The sequence below is a fragment of the Brevibacillus sp. DP1.3A genome (assembly GCF_013284245.2).
Classification (GTDB): Bacteria; Bacillota; Bacilli; order Brevibacillales; family Brevibacillaceae; genus Brevibacillus.
The window spans coordinates 4,243,957-4,267,434 of the sequence record NZ_CP085876.1 but is presented as its reverse complement, the minus strand read 5'-3'; the positions used below and the strand labels follow the sequence as shown (position 1 = coordinate 4,267,434).

At 46.6% G+C, this 23,478-nt stretch carries 21 protein-coding genes and 2 other annotated features; of the genes, 14 read left to right on the top strand and 7 right to left on the bottom strand.

Annotation, left to right across the window (positions count from 1 at the left end; translation table 11 throughout):
• Positions 1-207: 207 nt before the first annotated feature.
• On the bottom strand, positions 208-1,596 hold the full coding sequence (locus HP399_RS19480; RefSeq protein ID WP_173620282.1) for an amino acid permease: 1,389 nt from the start codon (positions 1,594-1,596) through the stop codon (positions 208-210).
• A 540-nt stretch (positions 1,597-2,136) separates the two neighbouring features.
• On the bottom strand, positions 2,137-3,555 hold the full coding sequence (locus HP399_RS19475; protein WP_173620281.1) for a sigma-54 interaction domain-containing protein: 1,419 nt from the start codon (positions 3,553-3,555) through the stop codon (positions 2,137-2,139).
• 196 nt (positions 3,556-3,751) lie between these two features.
• Here HP399_RS19475 and HP399_RS19470 point away from each other — a divergent pair, with 196 nt between their 5' ends.
• Together HP399_RS19470 and HP399_RS19465 are read left to right on the top strand one after the other, a co-directional pair.
• Positions 3,752-4,963, top strand: coding sequence for an ornithine--oxo-acid transaminase (locus HP399_RS19470; protein WP_007725858.1), 1,212 nt, complete (start codon positions 3,752-3,754; stop codon positions 4,961-4,963).
• A gap of 276 nt (positions 4,964-5,239) precedes the next feature.
• Positions 5,240-5,377 carry a sporulation histidine kinase inhibitor Sda gene (locus HP399_RS19465; protein WP_007725857.1) on the top strand — a complete coding sequence of 46 codons (138 nt, stop codon included), beginning with the start codon at positions 5,240-5,242 and terminating at the stop codon, positions 5,375-5,377.
• 82 nt (positions 5,378-5,459) lie between these two features.
• Here HP399_RS19465 and HP399_RS19460 read toward each other — a convergent pair whose 3' ends face one another.
• Positions 5,460-5,963, bottom strand: a complete 504-nt coding sequence (locus tag HP399_RS19460; protein ID WP_173620280.1) for a molybdopterin-binding protein — start codon at positions 5,961-5,963, stop codon at positions 5,460-5,462.
• A gap of 406 nt (positions 5,964-6,369) precedes the next feature.
• Here HP399_RS19460 and HP399_RS19455 point away from each other — a divergent pair, with 406 nt between their 5' ends.
• From HP399_RS19455 to HP399_RS19435, 5 genes are all read left to right on the top strand, one after another.
• Complete coding sequence (locus HP399_RS19455; protein WP_173620279.1) at positions 6,370-7,896, top strand: AbgT family transporter; 1,527 nt, start codon at positions 6,370-6,372, stop codon at positions 7,894-7,896.
• A gap of 132 nt (positions 7,897-8,028) precedes the next feature.
• Positions 8,029-9,198: a MalY/PatB family protein gene (locus HP399_RS19450; RefSeq protein WP_173620278.1), complete on the top strand. Its 1,170-nt coding sequence runs from the start codon at positions 8,029-8,031 to the stop codon at positions 9,196-9,198.
• Positions 9,199-9,276: 78 nt separating this feature from the next.
• On the top strand, positions 9,277-10,209 hold the full coding sequence (gene glsA / locus HP399_RS19445) for a glutaminase A (RefSeq protein WP_173620277.1): 933 nt from the start codon (positions 9,277-9,279) through the stop codon (positions 10,207-10,209).
• A 93-nt stretch (positions 10,210-10,302) separates the two neighbouring features.
• Positions 10,303-10,584 (top strand): Fpa/YlaN family protein, encoded by a 282-nt coding sequence (locus HP399_RS19440; RefSeq protein ID WP_007725848.1) that lies wholly within the window; start codon positions 10,303-10,305, stop codon positions 10,582-10,584.
• Between the two features lie 108 nt (positions 10,585-10,692).
• Positions 10,693-10,933, top strand: a binding site (T-box leader).
• A gap of 50 nt (positions 10,934-10,983) precedes the next feature.
• Positions 10,984-11,220 (top strand) — a binding site (T-box leader).
• A 63-nt stretch (positions 11,221-11,283) separates the two neighbouring features.
• Positions 11,284-12,618 carry a sodium-dependent transporter gene (locus HP399_RS19435; protein WP_173620276.1) on the top strand — a complete coding sequence of 445 codons (1,335 nt, stop codon included), beginning with the start codon at positions 11,284-11,286 and terminating at the stop codon, positions 12,616-12,618.
• A gap of 56 nt (positions 12,619-12,674) precedes the next feature.
• Here HP399_RS19435 and cax read toward each other — a convergent pair whose 3' ends face one another.
• Positions 12,675-13,718 (bottom strand): calcium/proton exchanger, encoded by a 1,044-nt coding sequence (cax, locus tag HP399_RS19430; protein WP_173620275.1) that lies wholly within the window; start codon positions 13,716-13,718, stop codon positions 12,675-12,677.
• 102 nt (positions 13,719-13,820) lie between these two features.
• Between cax and HP399_RS19425 the strand changes: the two genes are divergently transcribed.
• Positions 13,821-14,081, top strand: a complete 261-nt coding sequence (locus HP399_RS19425; RefSeq protein WP_173620274.1) for a hypothetical protein — start codon at positions 13,821-13,823, stop codon at positions 14,079-14,081.
• A gap of 60 nt (positions 14,082-14,141) precedes the next feature.
• Here the strand turns inward: HP399_RS19425 and sleB are convergent, their stop codons facing one another.
• Positions 14,142-14,900: a spore cortex-lytic enzyme gene (gene sleB, locus HP399_RS19420; protein WP_173620273.1), complete on the bottom strand. Its 759-nt coding sequence runs from the start codon at positions 14,898-14,900 to the stop codon at positions 14,142-14,144.
• Positions 14,901-15,048: 148 nt separating this feature from the next.
• Between sleB and HP399_RS19415 the strand changes: the two genes are divergently transcribed.
• Both HP399_RS19415 and HP399_RS19410 read left to right on the top strand, forming a co-directional pair.
• Positions 15,049-16,677: a thiamine pyrophosphate-binding protein gene (locus HP399_RS19415; RefSeq protein WP_173620350.1), complete on the top strand. Its 1,629-nt coding sequence runs from the start codon at positions 15,049-15,051 to the stop codon at positions 16,675-16,677.
• A 74-nt stretch (positions 16,678-16,751) separates the two neighbouring features.
• Entirely contained in the window at positions 16,752-17,093 is a 342-nt protein-coding gene (locus HP399_RS19410; RefSeq protein WP_173620272.1) for an Asp23/Gls24 family envelope stress response protein, read from the top strand.
• 46 nt (positions 17,094-17,139) lie between these two features.
• On the opposite strand, the gene ftsW is transcribed toward HP399_RS19410, so the two are convergent.
• Together ftsW and HP399_RS19400 are read right to left on the bottom strand one after the other, a co-directional pair.
• Positions 17,140-18,309, bottom strand: coding sequence for a putative lipid II flippase FtsW (gene ftsW, locus HP399_RS19405; protein WP_173620271.1), 1,170 nt, complete (start codon positions 18,307-18,309; stop codon positions 17,140-17,142).
• A 66-nt stretch (positions 18,310-18,375) separates the two neighbouring features.
• Positions 18,376-18,720 carry a YugN family protein gene (locus HP399_RS19400; protein WP_048032475.1) on the bottom strand — a complete coding sequence of 115 codons (345 nt, stop codon included), beginning with the start codon at positions 18,718-18,720 and terminating at the stop codon, positions 18,376-18,378.
• A 152-nt stretch (positions 18,721-18,872) separates the two neighbouring features.
• On the opposite strand from HP399_RS19400, the gene HP399_RS19395 reads away from it, so the two are divergent.
• The 4 genes from HP399_RS19395 (at position 18,873) to HP399_RS19380 (ending at position 23,477) form a co-directional block, all read left to right on the top strand.
• Entirely contained in the window at positions 18,873-19,313 is a 441-nt protein-coding gene (locus HP399_RS19395) for a CBS domain-containing protein (RefSeq protein WP_173620270.1), read from the top strand.
• Positions 19,314-19,434: 121 nt separating this feature from the next.
• Positions 19,435-20,475 (top strand): MerR family transcriptional regulator, encoded by a 1,041-nt coding sequence (locus tag HP399_RS19390; protein ID WP_173620269.1) that lies wholly within the window; start codon positions 19,435-19,437, stop codon positions 20,473-20,475.
• A gap of 360 nt (positions 20,476-20,835) precedes the next feature.
• Positions 20,836-21,546 (top strand): thermonuclease family protein, encoded by a 711-nt coding sequence (locus HP399_RS19385; RefSeq protein WP_173620268.1) that lies wholly within the window; start codon positions 20,836-20,838, stop codon positions 21,544-21,546.
• 239 nt (positions 21,547-21,785) lie between these two features.
• A complete protein-coding gene (locus tag HP399_RS19380) occupies positions 21,786-23,477 on the top strand; it encodes a methyl-accepting chemotaxis protein (protein ID WP_173620267.1) in 1,692 nt (563 codons plus the stop codon).
• Position 23,478 lies beyond the last annotated feature (1 nt).

The window sequence follows — 23,478 nt, the reverse complement described above, 5'->3', positions numbered from 1 at the left end:
GAGGGAATTTTTATGGAAGATATGAAAAAGCTAAAGCGCATGTTGCTGGTAACGAGTTCCCTTGGATTTGCAGTTTTTGCCATGGTAGTCGTTACGGAAATTGTCCGAATCTCATTGTAGTATTGCCAAGCCTATCGCATCACATATAAAACATGAAAAGCTTGCAGTCCCTTCTTGAAGAGGGGGCAGCAAGCTTTTCTTTTTGAATTACGCTTCGATTTTCTTTTTAAAATGGAATTGATACACGCATATCGCAATGATCATGAACGGAACTCCGCAGTACAAGGCGATGCGCTGTTCTGGATCGAATGCCAAACTCACGAGAACAAGCAAGTTCAGGATCAAGGAAATCAAAGGCAGTATAGGGTACAAAGGTGTACGGAACTTCAGGTCCTCCAACTTGCCTCCATTTTTCAGGTAATGGCGACGGAAAGCCAGCTGCGAAGCAGAGATGGAGATCCAACCCACCTGTGCGCCGAGACCAGCGATTGACAACAGTACCATGAACACCGTATCTTCTGCAAAAATACCGGACAGAAGAGACAAGAGAGCAATTGCAAACGTAATCAACAAAGCGTGCATCGGAATCCCTTTTCCATTTACGGCCCCAAGCTTTTTCGAAGCCATTCCTTCTTTGGACAGGGAGTAAAGCATACGAGTTGCTGCGTACAAACCAGAGTTAGCCACAGACAGAAGTGCTGTCAAGACAACGAAGTTCATAATGTCAGCGGCATAAGGAATCCCAATACTGTCAAATACGACGACAAACGGACTTTCAATTACACCCGCCTGTTGGTGTGGAATCATCCCTGCCACGATGGCAATCGCCAGAATGAAGAAAACGAGTGTACGCCAAACCGTCGTACGAATGGCCTTCGGAATCGTCTGCTCTGGATTCTCACTTTCTCCAGCGGCAATCCCGATCAGCTCGGTACCTTGGAAGGAGAAGTTCACGGTGATCATCGTCATCAGCAAGCCTGTGATTCCAAAGGGGAGAAGCGGGCTTTCTGTAAAGTTGGTGAGCATTGGCGCAGGCTGACCGTTTTTCAGGTCGATGAAGCCAAACATCGCGGCTCCACCCAAGATGATGAATAAGATGATAGCGCTTACTTTAATGCTGGAAAACCAGAACTCAGATTCACCGAACGCTCGAGCAGATAAAGCATTTAATAAGAAGAGCACTACACCAAAGATCGCGCACCACATCCAAACAGGTGAGTCAGGGAACCAACGTTGCATCAGCAATCCTGATGACAACAACTCTAAAGCAACGGTCACGGCCCAACCAAGCCAATACAACCAGCCTACACCAAACCCAAGTGCTGGGCTAACAAAGCGGGTCATATATGTTTGGAACGAACCGGCCACTGGCATGGCAACTGTCAGCTCGCCCAGACATAGCATAGTCAGGTACATAATAAAGCCGCCGACTAAATAGGAGAGAATGGCACCAACTGGTCCTGCCTGACTAATTGTATAACCTGATCCGAGGAATAACCCGGTTCCGATTACGCCGCCAAGAGAAATCATAAAGAGGTGTCTGCTGTTCATTGTGCGTTTCAATTGATTGTGCTGTTCCGTGTTGCTTGTGGACATATAACCCTCTCCTTCACGCGAGTATGTTAAATGGATGTATGCGTTTTCAGGCGCGATAGCGATATATGCTCTGCAAGAATGATACCAAACGAAATACTTTATGAAAATATTATTTTTGAGGTATATACTGGCAAAAAGCGCAAAATGTTTCGGCAGCTGATGCAAAATAATTAAAAAAACGCCAAATCTCTTGGCGTTTATTAAAAAAGATAAGATGAAAACTGGACTGATAGAAAACATCTAAGCAATTATTAAAAGGTAACGATGAACCAACAAAACTAGTGAGAAGAAAAAGTGCAGGGCTCGTAGACCTTGACAATGCCTACCCAGTCGGAACTTCAAAAAGGGGACCACGCTTGCCGAACCCTTCTTCCTCGAGAAACTTCCGCCCGTAGGGTGGCTTTGGCTCGACGGTCCCCTTTTGGAAATGGAGACGGACAGTGATTCCCACTTGCGGGCGTGTCAGAGTCGAAGAGAACTGTGCTTTTTCTTCTCCTCCACTATGTTGACTCAAACCAGAATGCTCTTAAAAGGTACTCTTTATCCCTTAATCCCCAGCTTACGCAAACGATATTGCAAGCTCTGACGACTAATTTGCAATTCCTTGGCTGCTCGTGAAATATTTCCGTTATAGCGTTCCACAACATGGTGAATATATGCTGTTTCAAATTCTTGCATGGTTTCCTTCAATGGCTTTCCTTCATCCACAAACGGCAATGTATGAGGGGAGGGTTGCTCGATCGTTACGGAAGCGGCTGGTGTACGACGCAAAAAGTGCAAAGGCAAGTGTTCATAGCGGATGGTTGATTCGTCAATCATCAGATTCATGGCCCCCTCAATCAAGTGTTGAAGTTCTCGCACATTCCCAGGCCAGTCATGCTGGATAAAAAATTGCAGAACCTCGTCACTGATGCCTCTTACTTCCATTTGGAACAGCTCATTGTATTTCTCGATAAAATGGCTGACCAGCATCGAAATATCTTCCTTGCGTTCCCGAAGCGGGGGGAGAAATAACGTGACGACGCCGAGTCGATAGTACAAGTCTTTTCGCAAATGCGAATTGGCGATTGCCTCAACAGGATCTTCATTGATAGCGGCAATGATTCGCACATCGATCGACCGATCCTTTGTGTCACCAATACGTCTAATCGACTTCTCTTGCAGAGCACGCAACAATTTTGCCTGGAGTGGCATACTAAGCGAGTTGATTTCATCGAGAAAAAGTGTTCCGCCTTCCGCTTGCTCAAACAATCCAGGTCGCTCCACTGCGCCGGTAAATGCTCCGCGAGCAGTTCCAAACAAAAGCCCTTCGATCAGGCTATCCGGAAGCGCTGCGCAGTTTTGTGAAATAAGGGGACCAGAAGCACGCAGACTGGCATTATGAATGCTTTGCACGAACAGCTCTTTCCCGGCACCAGTTTCACCGACTACCAATACGGATGAGGAGGTGCGTGCTGCGCGTTTGGCATTCTCTATGACATCGAGAATAGGACCGCTTCTCCCGATAATGTGCTCGAATGTGTAGCGTGACCCGTTTTTTTGCAGCAGGTTTTCTCTGATCAATCGTTCCATTTTGGTAACATCATTTGCGATTTCCATTGCGCCGATGATCTTGCCTTTTTCAATGATGGGGTACGTATGGTTAATGGTTGAAATTTCTTTTTGCTTGTCGTTGAAATACGTTTGGCGTGTATTGCGAATGCTATTTCCGGTACGCAAGCATGTGAGCAAGGTACTTTCCTGTCCAGACGGGAACTGAAAAACCTCTGCCAAAGGTTTGTGCAAAACGTTTTGTCTGGTCATCGATTCCAGCTCGGTCATTTTGGAATTGTAGACAATCGTCGTTCCGTCCGAATCGATGACATGTACACCTTCATTCATTCTGTCCAAAATATGTTCATAAATGCGCAAGAGAGTGTCAGCTGAAGAATTATGCGTAGAAGACGACACCGTGGTCACCAGCCTTTCCTTATGAGGGTATCATAGCATAAAGGGAATGAGTGCAAAAACATTATGCACTGCAAAGGAATATGAATGCGAGATGCAAAATTTTTTTGCTCGTCTGATCGGATTGGATCGACTTTGTGGGGTTTTCCTATTTGGCATCGTTCTTGCTAGATAATTTTAGCAAGTGATCTTGAAGGAGGCTAACGACATGAGTAAAACAAACGTGGTTATTGAACAAACAGAAAAATTTGGTGCGCACAACTATCATCCGCTACCGATCGTTATTTCCAAAGCAGAAGGCGTATGGGTACACGATCCGGAAGGCAATAAATATCTGGATATGCTGAGTGCATATTCTGCGCTGAACCAAGGGCATCGTCATCCACGTATCATCCAAGCTCTGAAAGATCAAGCAGATAAAGTAACGCTCACTTCCCGAGCTTTTTACAATGACCAACTAGGTGAATTTTACGAAAAACTCTCTGCCGTGACAGGAAAAGAAATGATCCTGCCAATGAACACTGGTGCAGAAGCAGTAGAGACAGCACTCAAAGCGGTTCGTCGCTGGGCTTATGACGTGAAAAAAGTACCAGAGAACCAAGCAGAAATCATCGTATGTGAAGGCAACTTCCATGGTCGTACTGTCACAGTAACTTCCTTCTCTTCTGCAGAAGAGTACAGACGTGGCTTTGGACCATTCACGCCTGGTTTCAAAATCATTCCTTATGGCGATATCGAAGCGCTTAAGCAAGCGATTACACCGAATACAGCAGCATTCATGCTGGAGCCAATCCAAGGGGAAGCAGGCATCATCATTCCGCAAGAGGGCTACTTGAAGCAAGCACAAGAGGTATGTAAAGCAAACAATGTACTCTTGGTCAGCGATGAGATTCAAACGGGCTTTGGTCGCACAGGTAAAATGTTTGCCAGCGATTGGGAAGATGTAGTACCAGACATGTACGTCATGGGGAAAGCTCTTGGCGGTGGCGTGTTCCCAATCTCCGCAGTAGCAGCAGATAAAGAAATCTTGAGCGTGTTTGAGCCAGGCTCCCACGGTTCTACCTTTGGCGGAAATCCACTCGGATGTGCAGTTGCTGTTGCAGCTATGGATGTATTGGCTGACGAAGGTCTTGTACAGCGCTCCCTGGAAATGGGCGCATACTTCATGGAGAAATTGAAAGAAATCAACAACCCAATCATCAAGGAAATTCGCGGTCGCGGTCTGTTCATTGGTTTGGAGCTGACAACAGCGGCTCGTCCATATTGCGAAAAACTAAAAGAACTGGGACTCCTGTGCAAAGAAACACATGAGACAACCATTCGCTTTGCACCGCCACTCGTCATCAGCAAAGAAGATCTGGATTGGGCAATTGATCGCATCAAGCAAGTTCTGCACGTGACAGAAGCTGCAAACGCATAATAGCAACGAAAAAAGCCATCCTGTACAGGGTGGCTTTTTTTCTTGAGGGTTCTTTATGACAGAATAGTCACATCATTCGTTCGACAATTTTCGACTGACTGTGGATAAATGGAAGAAAACATCCACAAAGGAAATGCTTGGATACTTATAAGTTACACACAATTTACCCACATGTTACCAACAAGATGTCCACATTGCTTGTGGATATCCGAACGATTGTTCGATACAAATGCATCTGTTACAATGGGCTCATATGAGAGATGGAGGTGAGCAAAGGTGAAATACTTAAGTGACCAAATGTTGATAGAAGTATATCATCGAGCTGTCGACCTTCAACTAGATGCAGCTTTTATCGAATTGCTTCGCGAAGAACTACAGCATCGGAATATCCGTATCACGCAGTTCAGCGCCTAAGAGCAAAATTATCACACATACGTAACATATGGCAAAAGCCATCCTCTTTTTTCGAAGGAGGATGGCTTTTGTTATCTTACGCTTACTTGGTAATAAACTCCAAAGCGGTAATTCCTTTGATCGGTGCTTCATTTGCCAGCAACACTTCCGGCAAATATAAGTACACAGGACCATCTTCTTTAATAGGCTTGCCGTCTTTGGAGAATTGTAGGATGGCTCTTCTTGCCTCAGCAAGTGGAAGAACGATTGCTTCCTGATCCCCGCGGTGAAGACGGACATGAGTCACCTCTGGTAGGGGCTCAGCGTTTGTAATGAAGGGATCGAGACGGATTCCGTACTCGCCTTCGAGCACTTTACGTTCTTCTGCTAAGCTTTTTCGTTCGGAAGGAAGCGTAGCCCCCTCGCGCAATTCCTTATCCCACTGCGTCCCCGTGCCAGCCAAATACTTTGCTTGTGTAGCTAGCGAGCTATCATCTTCGCCCGAGTATGTTTTCAGATCGAATTTGCGTTCATCAAAAACCCAAACGGTTGGATCCAATGTAATGGGGAAAGCAATAGCCCCTTTGAACACGATAACATCAGACATACGTCATTCCTCCGTGATCATTCGTAGTCAATCTCTATATTACTATAGACTCGCAAATGACAGCAATTATCCAAAAAGCGAAAATTTCATAAAATAGTCTAAAAATTATTGACATGCATTTTGTAGATTATATAATCATATTAGAAAGTTATTATGTGAGAATGAACTTTGCCTATGATATTTGAGTTCCTACTAAAAAGTTGGGGTCAGATAAAAGGCATTGTGTACAAGCCTTTCGATTCTTGGAAAGGCTTTCACGAAAAAAGGGAAGCTCACTTCGTCTTTCTCCCGCTGAACCATCAACGGCGATGAGCGCTAGAGAAGGAAGACCACATCATTCATCCCGAGGATGGTTGCAAAGCCGCAGAAACATTCAGGGAATTCAAACGACTTTGGGGGCGAAACTATGGCGAAAGGCACGAATGTGCAAGCAGATCTGATGAAGCAAAAAGGTATCCTAAAATGGATTGAAACGGTAGGGAATAAGCTCCCGCATCCATTTGTATTGTTCATTATTTTGTGTGGTGTATTGATGGTAGTCTCAGCAATCCTCGCAGCCATGGACTTTTCGGTTATGCATCCTGCTAAAGGCGAAGAGGTTGCGGTTAAGAGTTTGCTTAGCGTCGAAGGTATTCACTGGATTTTAACGAGTATGCTGAAAAACTTTATTGAATTTCCAGCACTTGGTCTCGTTCTGGCGATGACGCTTGGAATTGGACTGGCAGAAAAAATCGGTCTTTTGACGACTGTTCTACGCAAAATGATGGCAGGTATTCCGGCATCGGTTGTCAGTTATGCAATTGTCTTTGTCGGTATATTAGGAAATCTTGCTTCTGATGCAGCCATGGTTATTATTCCTCCGCTTGGCGGTCTTGTGTTCTTGGCAATGGGGCGTCACCCGATTGCAGGTTTTGCAGCTGGTATGGCTGGTGTATCCTCCGGTTTTACAGCGAACTTTTTCATTGCCGGTACAGATGCTCTCTTGGCAGGGATCAGTACCGAAGTAGCGAAAACGATTGATCCGAATGCAATGGTTACACCAGTAGATAACTGGTTCTTCATGTCAGCTTCTGTTGTCATCCTCGCTTTCATTGGTGGATGGATTACCGATAAAATTATCGAACCACGCCTTGGCACGTATCACGGCGATCGAAACGTACAATTCGAAGAAGTAACACCTCAAGAAAACAAAGCACTGCGTAAAGCGGGTATCGCAGCGTTGATTTTCGTAGTCATTGTAGGATTGCTGGTCGTTCCAGAAGGTTCACTGTTGCGTGATCCAAAGACAGGTGACTTCTTGACATCACCGTTTTTGAAAGGGATCATTCCCATCATCCTGTTGTTCTTCGTGACCGTATCGTTTGTATACGGTAGAGCAATGGGACTGATTAAAACATCGAAGGACATTCCGCATTACATGTCCGAAGCAATCAAGGATATGTCCGGCTTTATTGTGTTAGCGTTTACAGCAGCGCAGTTCATCGCGTTCTTTAACTGGAGCAACATTGGTATTTTGATGGCTGTCAATGGCGCAGAATTCATGACAAACATGGGCTTGACGGGCTTGCCGATCATTATTGCCTTTACACTTTTCACGGGTATCTGTAGCTTGTTTATCACGAGTGGTTCAGCGCTGTGGGCGATCCTGGCACCTGTATTCATGCCAATGCTGATGCTGTTAGATTACAATCCGGCGTTTATCCAAGTCGCTTATCGGATTGCGGACTCTGCAACCAATACGATCTCACCTGTGAATCCGTACATCCCGCTCTTCCTGGCTTTCTATCAGAAGTATAATAAGAATGCAGGAATGGGAACGATTTTCTCTACCATGACTCCGTATGCAATCGTTTTCCTGGTGATTTGGATCTTGCAATTGACAGTGTGGTACTTCCTGGATCTCCCATTTGGTCCTGGCGTATATGCTCGCTAATCTAGTCTTTAGTAAGAAGAGAGTCGCTCATCAGGGCGGCTCTTTTTTTCGTACACCAGAAGCTTGGACAATTGGAAAAAGACGGTTTATGCTGTGTGTATGTATGTGAAGGGAATAAGGGAGGGAACGAAAGTGCACGATTTTGATCAGCGCATCGAACGCAGAGGGACAGATAGTGTCAAATGGGAGATTCAGAATCCAAAAGTGAATGGTGAAGGAATGATTCCGCTGTGGGTGGCGGATATGGATTTTGCTTGCGCTCCTGAAATCACAGAGGCACTGATCAAACGAGCGAGGCACCCGATATACGGATACACTTTGAAGTCAAATGCCCTTTACCAGAGCTTGAAAGAGTGGATACACAAGCGATTTGGTGTAGAGGTAGATGTGAGTTGGATGACAGGGATACCTGGAGTCGTTCCCGGCATTCACGTAGCGGTAGAGGCGTATACAGCCTCGGGAGACGGTGTCTTGATCCAGACGCCTGTGTACCATCCTTTTTATCATGCAGTCGAAAATCGCGGACGTCATGTCGTTACCAGCCCCCTATTGGAGCGTGACGGCCGTTATGAAATGAATTGGGATGATCTCGCACAAAAGCTGAGCGACCCGCGGGTGAAGCTCATGCTGCTCTGCACACCGCACAATCCGATCGGGCGAGTATGGACCAGAGAAGAGCTGGAGCGCTTGGGAAGATTGTGTGTAGAAAATGGCGTGCTTGTTGTTGCCGATGAGATTCATTCGGATTTGGTCTATGAGCCGAATGTTCATACGCCTTACTATTCGCTGGCACCGGAATTAGCCGATCAGAGCGTTACCTTTCTATCAGCCGCCAAAACGTTTAATTTGGCTGGTCTGTATACTTCCTATTTGATGACAGAAAATCAGCAGTTATTGCGGAACTTCTCCATTACAGCGTCCAAAATGGGCTATGAGAATCTGAATCTGTTTGGGATGGAAGCAACGATTGCAGCCTACCAACATGGAGAAGCATGGCTGGAAGAACTGTTGATCTATTTACGTAAGAATGCAGCCTATGTGCATGAGTTTTTATCGACTCGTATTCCTGGGGTATCCATGGCCATTCCAGAAGCGACATACTTGGGGTGGATGGATTTTAGACAGCTAGGACGTAGTCAGGCGGAGTTGAACAAGCTCATTCGCGAGGAAGCAAAGCTTGGCTTACACGATGGCACCACGTTTGGGCCGGATGGTGCAGGGTTTATGCGAATCAATTTTGCTTGCCCGAGATCGATTCTAGTCGAAGCGATGGAAAGATTGGAGCACGCCGTGCAGAAGTAGGGATAATTTGACATGTCCCATGTAGAAACCTACAATCGAATCTGTATACATCGACGTAATAGACTGAGGGGTTTTTCGATGGATTTGAAACAAGCGTCCGAACAATTGGAGCAAGTACGCAACCGATCACTTAAGTATACAAACAAGGGGAGTGTTGCTTCCTACATCCCTGAATTGGCAAAAGTCGATCCACATCAATTGGGAGTGGCTGTATGCTTGCCCGATGGGACGATCCTTTCTGCTGGTGATGCAGATGTGCCTTTCTCGATGCAAAGTATCTCCAAGATATTCTCTCTGATCGTCGCCTTATGCCAGAACGGGAAGGAACACGTGTTTCGGCATGTGGGAAAAGAACCAACTGGAGACCCGTTTAATTCGATTATTAAGCTCGAGACGACCGAATCCCATAAACCACTGAACCCGATGATCAATGCAGGAGCCATTGCGGTTGCGGGCATGATTCGCGGTGCCAACGTGGACGAACGGCTAGATGCTGTGATGGCTTTAATGCGGAAAATGACGGGGAATCCTCATCTTTCTATCAATCAAGCTGTTTATTGTTCTGAAAAGAAAACGGCTGATCGCAATCGTGCCCTCGCTTGGTTTCTAAAGGACAGCGGCATTCTGGAAACGGATGTAGAAGAGACGCTTGATCTGTATTTTCGCCATTGCTCGATAGAAGTGACAGCGAAGGAAGTAGCTACACTAGGGATGGTGCTTGCAGCAGACGGAATTCTCGTGAATACAGGTGAGCGAGTGATTCCAGAAGAAGTAGCGCGAATCTGTAAGACCTTCATGGTGACTTGTGGGATGTACAATGCCTCTGGTGAGTTCGCGATTGACGTAGGAATCCCCGCGAAAAGTGGGGTTGCTGGCGGTATTATGGCAACAGTGCCACATCGTATGGGGATTGGTGTGTTCGGTCCATCTTTGGATGATAAAGGAAATTCAGTAGGCGGTGTCAAGCTGTTGGAGCTGCTTTCAAAAGAGTGGAAGCTTGGTATCTTTTAGCTTCTTGCAGTTGATCTGTCTTCTCCCCTTTTCAAATGGCCCAGAATCGCGTACTATGTATGATAAGGATGGAGGCAAACGGAGGGATAGGTTTTGACAGAAATTAAGGTTCCCGATCTGGAACAAAAAGCGCTAGCGTTGCTTCAAGCAGACGCCGACAAAATTTACAAGCTGATCGACGTACAGATGGAAAACCTGACCATGCCGCAGTGCCCACTGTATGAAGAAGTGCTGGATACCCAAATGTTCGGGCTTTCTCGTGAAGTAGAGTACGCGGTCCGCTTAGGACTGATTAGCGAAGACATTGGTCGAGAAATTATGGGTTCATTGGAACGTAAATTGGCCCATCTTCATGAACTGTTTAATCAAAAGTAAGGCGAGGAGAGCGGCGATTATCCTCGCTTTTCATTTTGTTGAATGAAAAAGTACTTGCCTATTTCGTATATTTATATTAAATTAAAGTCTATAATTTTTTATTAATTTTGAAATGCAATGACGGAGACTAGTATGCGGAATCACCGCTTGTCAGGGAGAAGCTGCCTTAGACTGAAAGCAGCTTTGAAGCGCGCGCCGTAGAATTCCCTCCTGAGCAGCCCTCTTAATGGCTTTTTGCCTAGTAGGAGGAATCGGGTCATTCCCGTTATCAATGATGGAGAGAAGTGCGTAGGGAATCTGTATCCCGTGCACTTAATCAGGGTGGTACCGCGAATAACTCGTCCCTTTTTTGGACGGGTTTTTTTTATTTTCGCAAGACGCCCAACAATCGAATTATAGAAACAAGCAAGGAAAGAGACTAGTAAACGGACCTGCTACATGACAGGGAAGGCTGCCATAGACTGAGAGCAGCCTGATGTAAGCCCCGTAGAATTCACTCTTGAGCTGACCTCTGAACGCAGGCGCCGCCAGTAGGAGAGTCCGGGTCATTCCCGTTATCAATGACGAAGCGAGACATCGCCTATAGGGGATGTCTAAGTAGGGTGGTACCGCGAGAAATAATAACTCGTCCCTTTTTGGGGCGGGTTTTTTTGTATCCATTTTTGAGCATAAAAAGAATATCTTTGGAGGGTGAAAACTATGAAACAAGCCGAACAATGGACGAGCAGGCTCGGCTTCATCTTGGCAGCAGCAGGCTCGGCAATTGGACTGGGGGCCATTTGGAAATTTCCTTATATGGTTGGAACGAGCGGTGGTGGAGCGTTCTTTCTGCTATTCATCATCTTTACGCTAGGAATTGGTCTTCCGCTGTTGCTAGGAGAATTCACAATCGGACGCAGTACACAAAAAGAGGCGATCAGTGCGTATAAAACAATTGCGCCTGGCTCACTCTGGCATTGGATTGGTCGCCTTGGAGTGATCACCTGCTTCTTGCTCTTGTCCTTTTACAGTGTGGTGGGGGGCTGGATTCTTAGTTATCTTCTTCGCGGGTTTACTGGTCAATTGCAAGGGCCAGCTTATGATAAAGTATTTGGTGACGTTATCGGTGATCCTGTTGGGGCAGTAGTTGCCCAGTTGGTTTTCATGCTCATTACCGCATGGGTAGTAGCGAGAGGCGTACAGAGTGGAATTGAGTCTGCTAACAAGTACATGATGCCTGGTTTGTTCCTTTTATTCATGGTATTGATGGTTCGTTCCTTGACGTTGGATGGGGCTATGGAGGGCGTTTCCTTCTTTCTGAGTCCTGATTTTTCCAAGCTGACTGCTGAATCGATCCTGTACGCATTGGGTCAATCCTTTTTCGCGCTGAGCGTCGGGGTGTCCGTCATGGTCACGTACAGCTCGTACCTTGCCAAAAACGAAAGTCTGGTTCGTTCTGCTGGATCGATTGTCAGTTTGAATCTGCTCGTATCGCTGTTTGCCGGTTTGGCGATATTCCCTGCAGTCTTCTCCCTTGGAGTAGAACCAACAGCAGGGCCAGGATTACTGTTTATCGTACTGCCTTCTGTGTTTGAACAAATTGCCTTCGGTAGCATTTTTCTGTTAATCTTTTTGGCTCTTTTCCTTTTCGCTACATTGACTTCGGCTTTTTCGATGATGGAAATTATCGTAGCTTCTCTTGCAAAGGGGGACGAAACGAAGCGTAAACGTCTCGCTTGGGTGATTGGTCTGTTGATTTTTATCGTTGGTGTTCCGTCGGCTTTGTCATTCGGCGTATGGAGCGAGGTTACGCTGTTCGGCAAATCTATCTTTGATGCGATGGACTTTTTGGTCAGTAATATCTTGATGCCATTGGGAGCGCTGCTCATTGCGATCTTCGTTCCGCTGAAAATGAAGCGTGAAACCTTGATAAACGAGCTGGGGGCGCATACTTCTCTGGGCAAACGCATGTTTATCATTTGGCTGCTCCTGATTAAATATGTAGCACCTATCGCGATTCTCGCCGTTTTCCTGCAAATGCTGGGTATCTGGTAACAAAACGAAAGGCTTCGCCACAGAGGATGGCGAAGCCTTTGTTTTGTTCCTGCGCCCTACGCGAAGAAAAAGACCGTACCCAAAATAACATACACCGTCAAGAGAAGTACGCCTTCAAACCAGTTCGTGGCGCCATCCCGAGTGATGGAAATGGTAATAAAGGTAGCAACTCCGATCGCAGCCAATTCAAAGGTAGTGAACACGATGTCCATAGGATTGCCTAGCAAGAGACTGATGATGACGAGAGTAGGGGCTACGAACAAGGCAATTTGCAGGCTGGAGCCGATCGCGATTTCAACTGCTGCACCGATGCGTCCTTTTAGTGCCAAAAGCAAGGCAGCGCTGTGCTCTGCGGCATTCCCGATGATCGCAATGACAAAAGCACCGACGAATAACTCCGACCACCCTAACGATTCGGAGACATGCTGTACACCCTCTACCAGCCATTCCGAGACAACGGCAACGAAAAAAGTGGAGACAGCAAGCATCAAGAGTGAGACACCCTTTGACCAAACTGCATCACTTTCTTGTGGCTCGATATCCGATAAAAAATCGCTGTGTGTAATCATTGAAAAGATGAGCCACAAAATGTAGGCAATGATGAGCAGGCTGGCGATGACGATGCTGATGATCTCCACCTTGATCATAGGCAAATCGAACATGAAGACGGCCGGTATGAACAAAGCTACGATCGCGAGTGTCATCAGCGAAGCATTGTGACTTGCCAGCCTGCTATTGAAGGTTTGTTCCTTGTATTTGAGACCGCCCAGTAACGTACTCAAGCCAAGAACCAACAGCATATTTCCGATGATCGCACCCGTAATAGAGGCTTTGACCATATCGAACAAGCCTTCTTTCACCAGAAAAAAGGCAATAATGAGTTCTGCGGCATTTCCGAAGGTAGCGTTAAGAAAGCCGCCGATTCGGTCCCCAGCATAATGGGCGACGCTCTCTGTCGATTTTCCGAGCCAAGCCGCAAAAAAAATGATGGCAAGAGAAGCCGTGACGAATTGGAGCATTTCATTTCCAGAAAAATAGTGGGCGAAAAGAGCTAACAGCATGCTCCCGCCTACTAATGAGAAAAAGAGTTTCAAGTTCATATCATCACCTCAGCAGTTTTTACTCATCCCTAAAACCTCATAGGTATAGAGTTCCTGTTCTGGACAAAACTAACCATGAACAAGAAAAGTGAGGTGTTTTTTATGACCCAGCCTTTGTTATGCCCGACATGTAAATCGAATCGGATGAGGTTCACTGTCATCGAGCAGACCCCTCGCTATATAAGACTCGACCCACAGTCAGGCGAAGTCGTAGCAGAACTCCATCAAGAACAGCTCGATATGTTTCACCAGCCGTACAAAGGTGAGAACTACATGATACAATGTGGAGTTTGTGGGACCACAGAACCGGAAGAGCGATTCGTCAAAATGGCCCAGCATATGCAAGCACAGCGTTCGAAATGAGACTCGAAAAGGAAAACAGGCACGCAGCTTACGACTGTCGTGCCTGTTTTTTATGGAATGCTAGCGGCAAAAAATGTGTCTGCCGATCTTTTTGATTTGAGGGCGGCTCCAAATCCAACCGGATGTAGCTGTATCCGGGTTGAAATAATAAATGGCTCCGTCTGATGGGTCCCAACCTTTGAGCGCGTCATTCACTGCTTTTTTTGCCTGCTCGTTCGGTGCTAGCCAAATTTGACCATCCGCCACGGCTGTAAAGGCACGCGGTTCGAAGATAACGCCCGCGGGTGTATTGGGAAAGGCCGCGTTCTTCGCCCGGTTTAGAATGACAGCCGCCACTGCCACTTGGCCGATGTAAGGCTCTCCACGCGATTCTCCGTAAACAGCATTCGCCATCAAACGCAGGTCATTCTCCGATATTCCGGCTGCGTGATACGTAGGCTTAGAAGGCTTCGATGGTGCAGGGGTTGCGGTTTGTGGCGCCCCGAGATCAGAAGCAGTGGGCTTATAATTTTTCGTTGTGTTATATAGCTTTACTTTCGTCTGCGCTCCGAGGACACCGTCTATGGTTAAGCCAAACTCATACTGAAAGTTACGCAACGCCCAATAAGAACGCCACCCGAATACGCCGTCTACTTTTCCCGTATAAAAACCAAGGTGCTTCAAGCGATACTGCATCTCACGCACGTCTGAGCCTTCTGCCCCTACTTTGACGATCTGCTTACTGAATGCATCTGAGCGCAACGGAGATACCATAACCGCAGTCGTAACCAGAAGTGCGAATACTACCACAGCTAGCAGCCATTTGACAGGCTGTTTCATTTCTTACCCTCCTTCGGGTATGGATTTGAATATCAGTTGAATATTGTTAGGTTCTCCAACTTCCGTCATTTTGGCCTTAGTAAAATATTGGAGAATGCGTAGACTACGAGTAATGTATTTGCACTTTGTACTGGAAGGGGAAGATTTGATGCAGGTCGCGCAATATTTGACGGAACAATTGATCAGATGGGGAGTAAAACGAATATACGGGGTGGCAGGTGACGGAATCTTTGCGTGGCTGGATCAGATCGCGAAGCAATCCGACATTCAATATATTGCTTGCAAGCATGAATCTGCTGCGGCCATGATGGCAAGTGCGGAAGCAAAACTGACGGGAAATCCGGCTGTTTGTACCGCGACGATGGGGCCGGGTTTCGTCAATCTGCTGAATGGACTTGCAGATGCGCATACAGATCGCGCACCTGTCATTGCGATTACGGGTCAAGTGGAGACATACAAGCTGGGTGGCGCGTACAAACAGTTTATCTCACAAGAAGACATGATACGTCCCATCAGTTTTTATTCGACGACGATTACGCATCCAGATGCAATCCAAAGTGTTTTGCACAAAGCATTTGTAACGTCTATGCAGCAAAAAGGCGTGAGCCATCTCTCCATTTGCAAAGACGTCTTTACGCAAACGACTTCAGATGCTGTTTTTCCAGCACTTCCACGTATTCCACATGCCATTTATCCTGATCGGATGGAGATCGAGCTCGCTTGCGAGCAGGTTGTGAAGGCGCAAAAGCCTCTCATACTGCTTGGTATCGGTGCCCGCAAGTCGGCGGATTCGTGTGTAAAGCTAGCGGAACAGCTAGGGGCAGGCGTGTTGCTGTCACTCGGAGCAAAAGGGGCGGTAGATGAATCTCATCCACTTGTGATCGGCGGATGGGGAGAGGGGGGCAGCGAAACAGCTTTACATGCCTTAGCGGAAGCCGATTTGTTGCTGATTTTGGGAGCGAGCTGGTTCCCGCGCGCTTTTTTACCAAAGAAACTGTCCGTCATTCAAGTAGATCATCAGCCAGGATCGATACATGCACATCCCTACCTCCAGTCTGTCACTGCTGAATTGGACGATGTCCTGCCTATCTGGATGAGACGCTTGCAATCACGCAGGATGGACGATGCGTGGCAGGAACAGATCAAGCGGTGGCATGAAGAGTTTGGCGAGGAGACAGAGCAAGCGGTCATTCAACAAGCGAGTGAACAAGTAAAACCACAAACCTTGATGAATACGCTTGGGGGCGTGGTCAATGAAGATGCGATTATCGTCCTAGATACGGGTGAGCACACGATCTGGTTTAATCGGGCGTTCCGTGGGAAAAAACAGACCCCACTCTTTTCCGGGAAGTGGCGAACGATGGGATTTGGGTTGCCTGCGGCTGTGGCTGCAAAGCTAACCTATCCGGAGAAGCAGGTCGTCTGCGTAGCTGGAGATGGGGGATTGCAAATGAGTCTGGCAGAACTTATGACAGTGGCAGAGCTCCAACTTCCGATTGTGATTCTCGTGGTGAACAATGGGACATTAGGATTGGAAGAGGTCAAAATGAGTCAGGCGGGCTTGATCCCTTTTGGAGTAAAATTGCATAATCCAGATTTTCAACAATTGGCGAATGCTTGCGGAATCAGTGGTAAGGTCGTCAAAGAGGTACATGCTCTAGAGCCGGTATTGCGGGAGGCGTTTGCTGCAGATCAGTTGACACTCGTCGACATTCATTGCACGTCTCCGACACTAACGGAGAGAAAAAAACAAATTTCCTTCCAAGCCCAAGCATGATTTGTTTATAATGAAAAAAAGGCAAATGAAACCAGTGGGTGAAGTACGAAACGGGCGAAGAGGAGGACGTCCTGATGGCTGACAGGCTTGGCGAAATCAGAGTAGCAGATCAGGTGATCGCGATTATTGCTGGTGTTGCTGTAGAAGATGTGTTGGAAGTCACAGTTCGTTCAGGCGGAATCTATCAAGATTTGGCGAAAAAGCTGAATGGCGGCGCGAAAGGCATTACCGTATCCGTAATAGACGACAGAGTCACCATTGACATGCGTGTGTCCGTCCGTTATGGGGCGCAGATCCATCACGTCTGTCACGTCCTACAGGAAAAAGTAAAGGAAGCAGTGGAAACATTGACTGGTCTTTATGTGGAAGCCGTGAATGTACGGGTGGAAACAATCGAGCTCCTTCGAAATGAGTAAGAAAAAAGGGATACTGGACGCATCCGGTATCCCTTTTGTTTGTTTCTTACATGGCATAGGGTTGTTTTTGTAATTGCTCTTCTACCTTTTGGCGACTGACTTCCCGCGAAATACTGAGCAAAAAGCCAGTGGCGAGCAGACATACGAGTAAAGAGGAACCACCATAACTGATAAACGGCAAAGGTACACCTGTCAATGGAATCAAACCCGTTACTCCGCCAATGTTTAGGATCGCCTGAATGGCGAACATGCTGACAACACCGATTCCTGCCAAACTGGCAAAGGTATCCTTTACGCGCAGACAAATATGGATACCGCGCAGCAGGAAAAGCAAGAAGATCAAGAGGAACACAGAGGCACCGATAAAACCAAGCTCTTCAGTCATGATTGAGAAAATAAAATCGGTATGCCTCTCGGGCAGATACAAATATTTTTGAATGCTTTTTCCAAAGCCTGTCCCAGTCAGACCGCCATGTGCAATTGCAATCCAGGATTGAATGATGTTGTAGCCAGTGCCATCCATATCACTCCACGGATCGAGATAGGAGTAGATCCGATTCAAGGCATGGGGCTTTGCTGTGATGTATACCAATAGTGCAACAGTCACAGTTGGTGCACCGAGACCGACTAGATGACGGATTTTGGCCCCACCACAGATCATGACAATCAAAGCGCATCCGAGCAAGATGGCGGCAGAACCGAGGTCGGGTTGGACTACAATCAGCATAAAAAACAGCCCAGTTACCATTAGTGGCGGCATCAAACCAGATTTCAACTTTTGTATCCCGTTGCCTTTTTTGGAGATGATCGCTGCCAAGTACAGAATAAGACCAAGCTTGGCAAACTCCGCAGGCTGTATGGTTGCAGAACCGATTTCAAACCACGATCGTGCTCCGTTAACTTGCTTACCAATCCCTGGAACAAGAACCAGGAGCAAAGAAAAGAAGCTGACGAGCGCAATCAATAAGAAATTTCTCTTATAAAAGGAGAAGGGAATGTTCATGGCCACCAGCATCCCAACGACACCAAGCAGCAAGAAAACCGATTGACGCTTCACGAAATAAAGCTCATCTCCGCCACAATAATCACAGCCGCCGCTTGTAAAACTGGTCAACGCGAAAATGGAGCTGGAGCTGAGCACCATGGTTATCCCAAACCCAACAAGTAGGGCGGTCAAAAACAGGAGCAAGAAGTCAGGTACGCCCCTCGTCTTCATAAAAATACCCCCCTCTACGTGAAACAGAGAGGGGATTCCTCTCTGTACACCGTGCCAATTCATTTTTTAGTGTGAGGACAGCTTTTCGCCCAGCATTTGCAGCTTTAATTTCGCTGTTTTTACAACGGAGTCTGGCATTGGGTAATCGTAATCCAGACCGTGTGGGAAAAGATGTTTGCCCATATAAGGATCTTCGAGCTTCAGGACGGCGTGCGTATCCTCAAGTTTGCCTTCTGTCACGTTCGCTTCGATGCGCAGGTAGAAGACAGTGCCTTTATCTTGGATTTTATAATCGTATGTAGCATGCTTGTAATCCCAGGCGCCGCGATCAAAGCCGAGTTCGCTCATGTAATGTTCCAGATCGGCGAAAAAGACTTCTTTCGTGCCAATCCCCGTGTCCTTAATGACCATTCTTTTTCCTCCTAAAAATGGGTGAGATATTCACTTATTAATCATAGTCTGTTTTTGGAAGAAGCGCAATATATCATACTCTTTCTTGCGCATGAAACGATAGCTGAGAGGACAAACTACAATCGTTGATTAGCAAAAGGAGGAGAATACAAATGGCGAAGCTGGAAAATCGCACATTGCGCGAAATTATGACAAAAGATGTCGCTACTGTGACGCTTAAGGATAATGTGTATGAAGTGGCTTGCAAAATGCGCGATTGGAATGTAGGGGTCATTCCGGTTGTGGATGAAAAAGATGATGTGATCGGGATCATTACGGATCGTGATATCGTCATTCGTGGCTTGGCTGAAAAGCATGAAGGCTCGACCGCCACAGAGGTCGTCATGACACGAGACATTATTCTTGGGCAACCTGGAACGACTGTCGATGAAGCGGCTAGGATCATGGCCCAGCATCAAATTCGTCGTCTGCCTGTTGTCGAATCTGGCAAGCTGGTCGGAATTGTGGCGTTGGCAGATATGGCTGTTCGTCAGTTTCACCAAGATGAGGCGAGTGACGCTCTCCAGCAAATTTCTGAGCCGGCGAGACATTAATAAGATAGAAGATAGAAACGAGCTGTCGGAAAGAATCCGGCAGCTTTTTTTCTTTCGTTCTGTACATTCACGCTGCGTCAAGGTTTATGATAAGGAAAGAATGATACAGGGAGAGAGTTCCATGCAAATCAAAGACATGGCCCATCGCTTGCAAATAACCCCGCGTGCGATTCGATATTATGAAGAAAAAGGGTTAATCAAGCCATCGAAAGCAGATGCGTCCGGGTATCGCCAGTTCACAGAGGAAGATGTCTGGAGGCTGCAAACCATCATTACACTCCGCGAGGTCGGGATGGCGGTAGAAGACATTCGGGAGCTCCTGATTCAAATGAAAGATCAGGAAGGAAGTCTTCTCCATTATTTAGAGCTGCAGCGCTCGTTTATGTATACAAGGTGGGTAGAAATGAGCAAGGTCATCCAAACGACAGAAGCGATGATTGAGCGGATAAAGGGTAGAGAATCGATTGATCCAGGAGAGCTGTTTACACTGGCAGAAGCGAACAAGCGATTGAAGCAGACACGAGATAACTGGGTGGATCGATGGGATTTTAATGAATGGGCGGACCGCTACGACGAATGGGCACATGGCGGGAATGGTCATGAATCATACGAAAACGTACTAGATGAGGTCGTTGCGACAGTTGCGGTCAAACCGGGGGAGTGTGGTCTGGATGCTGGAACGGGTACAGGAAACCTCGCAGGGCGTCTCGTGAACAAAGGAGCTAGGATGAGCGGGTTCGACCAATCTCCGCAAATGCTGAAGCAATGCAGAGCGAAACACCCGGAGGTCGAGACGAAGCTGGGAACCTTTTTCGCGTTTCCGTTTTTAGAAAACCGATTTGACTTTGTGGCTACGAGTTACGCCTTGCACCATTTGACGGATGATCAGAAGCAGCTCGCCTTGGCGGAATGTCGTCGTGTGTTAAAACCAGGGGGGCGGTTGGTCATTGCCGATTTGATGTTTGTGGATCAGACGCATAGACAAGCTCATCTTGATGCCCTAGCGGAGGCAGGTCATACGAGAATGATAGCAGATATTCAGGACCGCTGTTATGCCGATCGCTCTCGATTGCTAAAGGAGCTTGCCAATCTTGGTTTTACGAATGAAGTAAGACAGCTAGGTACCTTTACGCATTTGATCTTGTCTACTTGTAAGATTTGAACACGCATTTCACTTTTGGGCTCTTCCAACTACTGGCACGCGTCTAGCCTTTTGCATAGGCTGTAGCGAGAAGGAAAGGAGGACTCCACCATGGGTCTGTTCGACGGTTTTTTTGATCGCGAAAACGAGGAATTTATATGGATTATTATTGTCGTGGTCGTCCTGTTGTTCTTGTTTAGCGCTGATCGTGACTAAAATCTGGACGTATAGACAAAACGACCTTGCGTGAAGGTCGTTTTTTTCGTTAGGAAAAAAGGACTTCTATCTTGAACATTTGTACTTTTTTCTCTCCTATTGACCTGCGCTGGCAAATCCACTACGCTGGAAAACAATGCAACGTAGAAGAGGAGAACGAAGTCTATGAAACGATTAACCATATATCTGTTCGCACTGGTTCTTTTGCTATCGGCATGTGGATCGTCCGGCCAGCCAGAAGCTAACGGTGAGATAGATGCTGTGATCAAACGAGTGGTTGATGGCGATACATTCGAGCTGGACAGCGGAGAAAAAGTCCGTATGATTGGCGTAGATACCCCAGAGACAGTGAAACCCAACCATCCAGTCGAACCGTATGGGAAAGAAGCGAGCAATTACTCCAAGGAGCTTTTAACTGGCAAAAAGGTCAAGCTGAAGTTCGATGTAGAGCCCTATGACAAATACAAGCGTTTGCTTGCTTACGTATATTTGGAAGACGGCACCTTCGTCAATGAAAAGCTCGTTCGTGACGGCTACGCCCGGATCATGACAATCCCACCGAATGTAGCCCAAGCAGAGCTGTTCCTGGCAGCAGAGCGGGAGGCGCGGGAGCAGAATCGCGGACTGTGGGCTTTAGAAGGGCAGCAGACAGAGGCTCCTAAGGAAAAAGCCAAGCCCAAAAAACAGTCCAATAACAATACAGCCGCAGAGACCGCGCCACCAGAAGGCAAGACCATCAAGGGCAATATTAACAGCAAAGGCGAGAAAATCTACCACGTTCCAGGCTCCTCTAGCTACGAGCAAACAAACGCGGAGATGTGGTTTGCGACGGAGGAAGAAGCGCAGCAAGCAGGCTTTCGGGCGCCAAAACGATAAGATATGTAAGGAAAAGTAGCAGCATAAATGGATAGGTAAGCCTCGTCCGCCTTGGCAGTCGGGGCTTTTTCATTGTCGAAAAGAATTCCAAAAATGTTACAGAACGATGTTGTATGATAAAAAGGTCAAAAGACCTATAGAAAATGCCGTTACATAAGAGGAAGGGATTATAAAATAACTTACATAGTTCACAGAATGAAGGAATAATTCGTAGAATTACGATGGAGGAAACAACTATTATGAAGTTGACGGTAAGGAAAAAGCTATTTTTAGGATTTTTGGCAGTGTTATTACTTTTAGTGGCAGTAGCAGGGATTGGTTTTTCTCAGATTTCTTCCATCGATTCCCGTTATGGGAGGATGATTGAAGACCGAGTTAACAAGGAGATGTTGTCCAAGGACATTATTGCAAGTGTCAGTGAACGACAAAAGTATGCACGCGGATATGTCATTGTAGGCGATGATAGCTACCTGACGGGGTATTCAAAAGCAAATGACCGTTATAAAGAGCTTACAGCAGAAATGTTCAATTTGGGCATGACTTCTGAAGGGCAAAAACTCGTAACAGAGATGAACGAGCTACATGCCCAACACGAGGAAATTATTGATCGGGTTGTAGTCTTAAAACAACAAAACAAGGTAGAAGAGTACACGCGCTTGGTCAGAGATGAATGTACGCCAGTCGGCGAATTGTTCATTCAAAAAGCCCAAGAATTTGTTGCTCTCGAACAGAAGCTATTGGAACAAGATATTGCCGAGCTGGATAGCGGTATTCAATCTACGAAGCTCCTGGTTGTCTTGCTTAGCTTACTTGCTCTTCTCACAGGAGCAGGTATCTCCTTCATGATTGGACGTGCCATTTCTCATCCCGTTTTACTGATCACGAATGCAGCCGAACAAATTGCCGCAGGGAACTTGGCCTCAGCAGATATTCAAATCAAGAATCGCGACGAAATCGGTGATCTGGCCCGCCATTTTTCCCAAATGAAGCATAATCTGCAAGATTTATTAGAACGAGTCTCCTTCCATTCACAACAAGTAGCCGCCTCCTCCGAGGAATTGACAGCCAGCTCCGAATTAACACGTCAGACAGCAGAGAACGTATCCCAATCGATCCAAGGTATTGCAGCAGGTGCTGAGCAGCAAGTAAATGATGCAGAGAATGCCACACAGATTGCCGTGAGCATCTCGCAAGTTATGCAGCAAGTATCAATGAGCATGGATCATGCGATCAGCTCATCCATTGAAGCGAACAAAACAGCAACCGAAGGCAATGAAGTGGTTGCCCAATCAATCGAACAAATGAATGAGATTAATCAAAGAGTGAGCTCTTCTACCGAAGTGGTCAATATGCTCGGCGAAAAATCCAAAGAAGTCGGTTCAATCGTTTCAATTATTACGGAAATCGCGAGTCAAACGAATTTATTGGCGCTAAACGCAGCGATTGAAGCGGCGAGAGCGGGAGAACAGGGAAGAGGATTCGCAGTTGTAGCAGATGAAGTTCGCAAATTAGCAGAACAGTCCGCGCAAGCAGCTTCGCAGATCGCTTCCATCATCGGGGATATTCAAAGAGATACGGAAAAGGCGATTCACGTCATGAGTCAAGGGGACGTAGCAGTTAAAGAAGGAGTCATCATGATCGAACAAGCTGGGGTTGCCTTCTATAAAATTTTGGGGGTAGTAGACGAAGTCTCGAAAAGAACACAAGAAATGTCAGGACAAATCAATGAAGCCAATAACGGAACTGTTTCCGTAGTGGAATTTATAGAGGGAATTGCGCATGTTTCAAGAATGGCAGCGGAAAACACGCAAAGCGTAGTTGCTTCTGTACAAGAACAAACAGCTTCTATGGAACAGATTACAACCGCTTCCAGTACACTCGCCGAAATGGCAGAAGAGCTGCAGCATTCCATTCGTAAGTTTCAATTGTAAT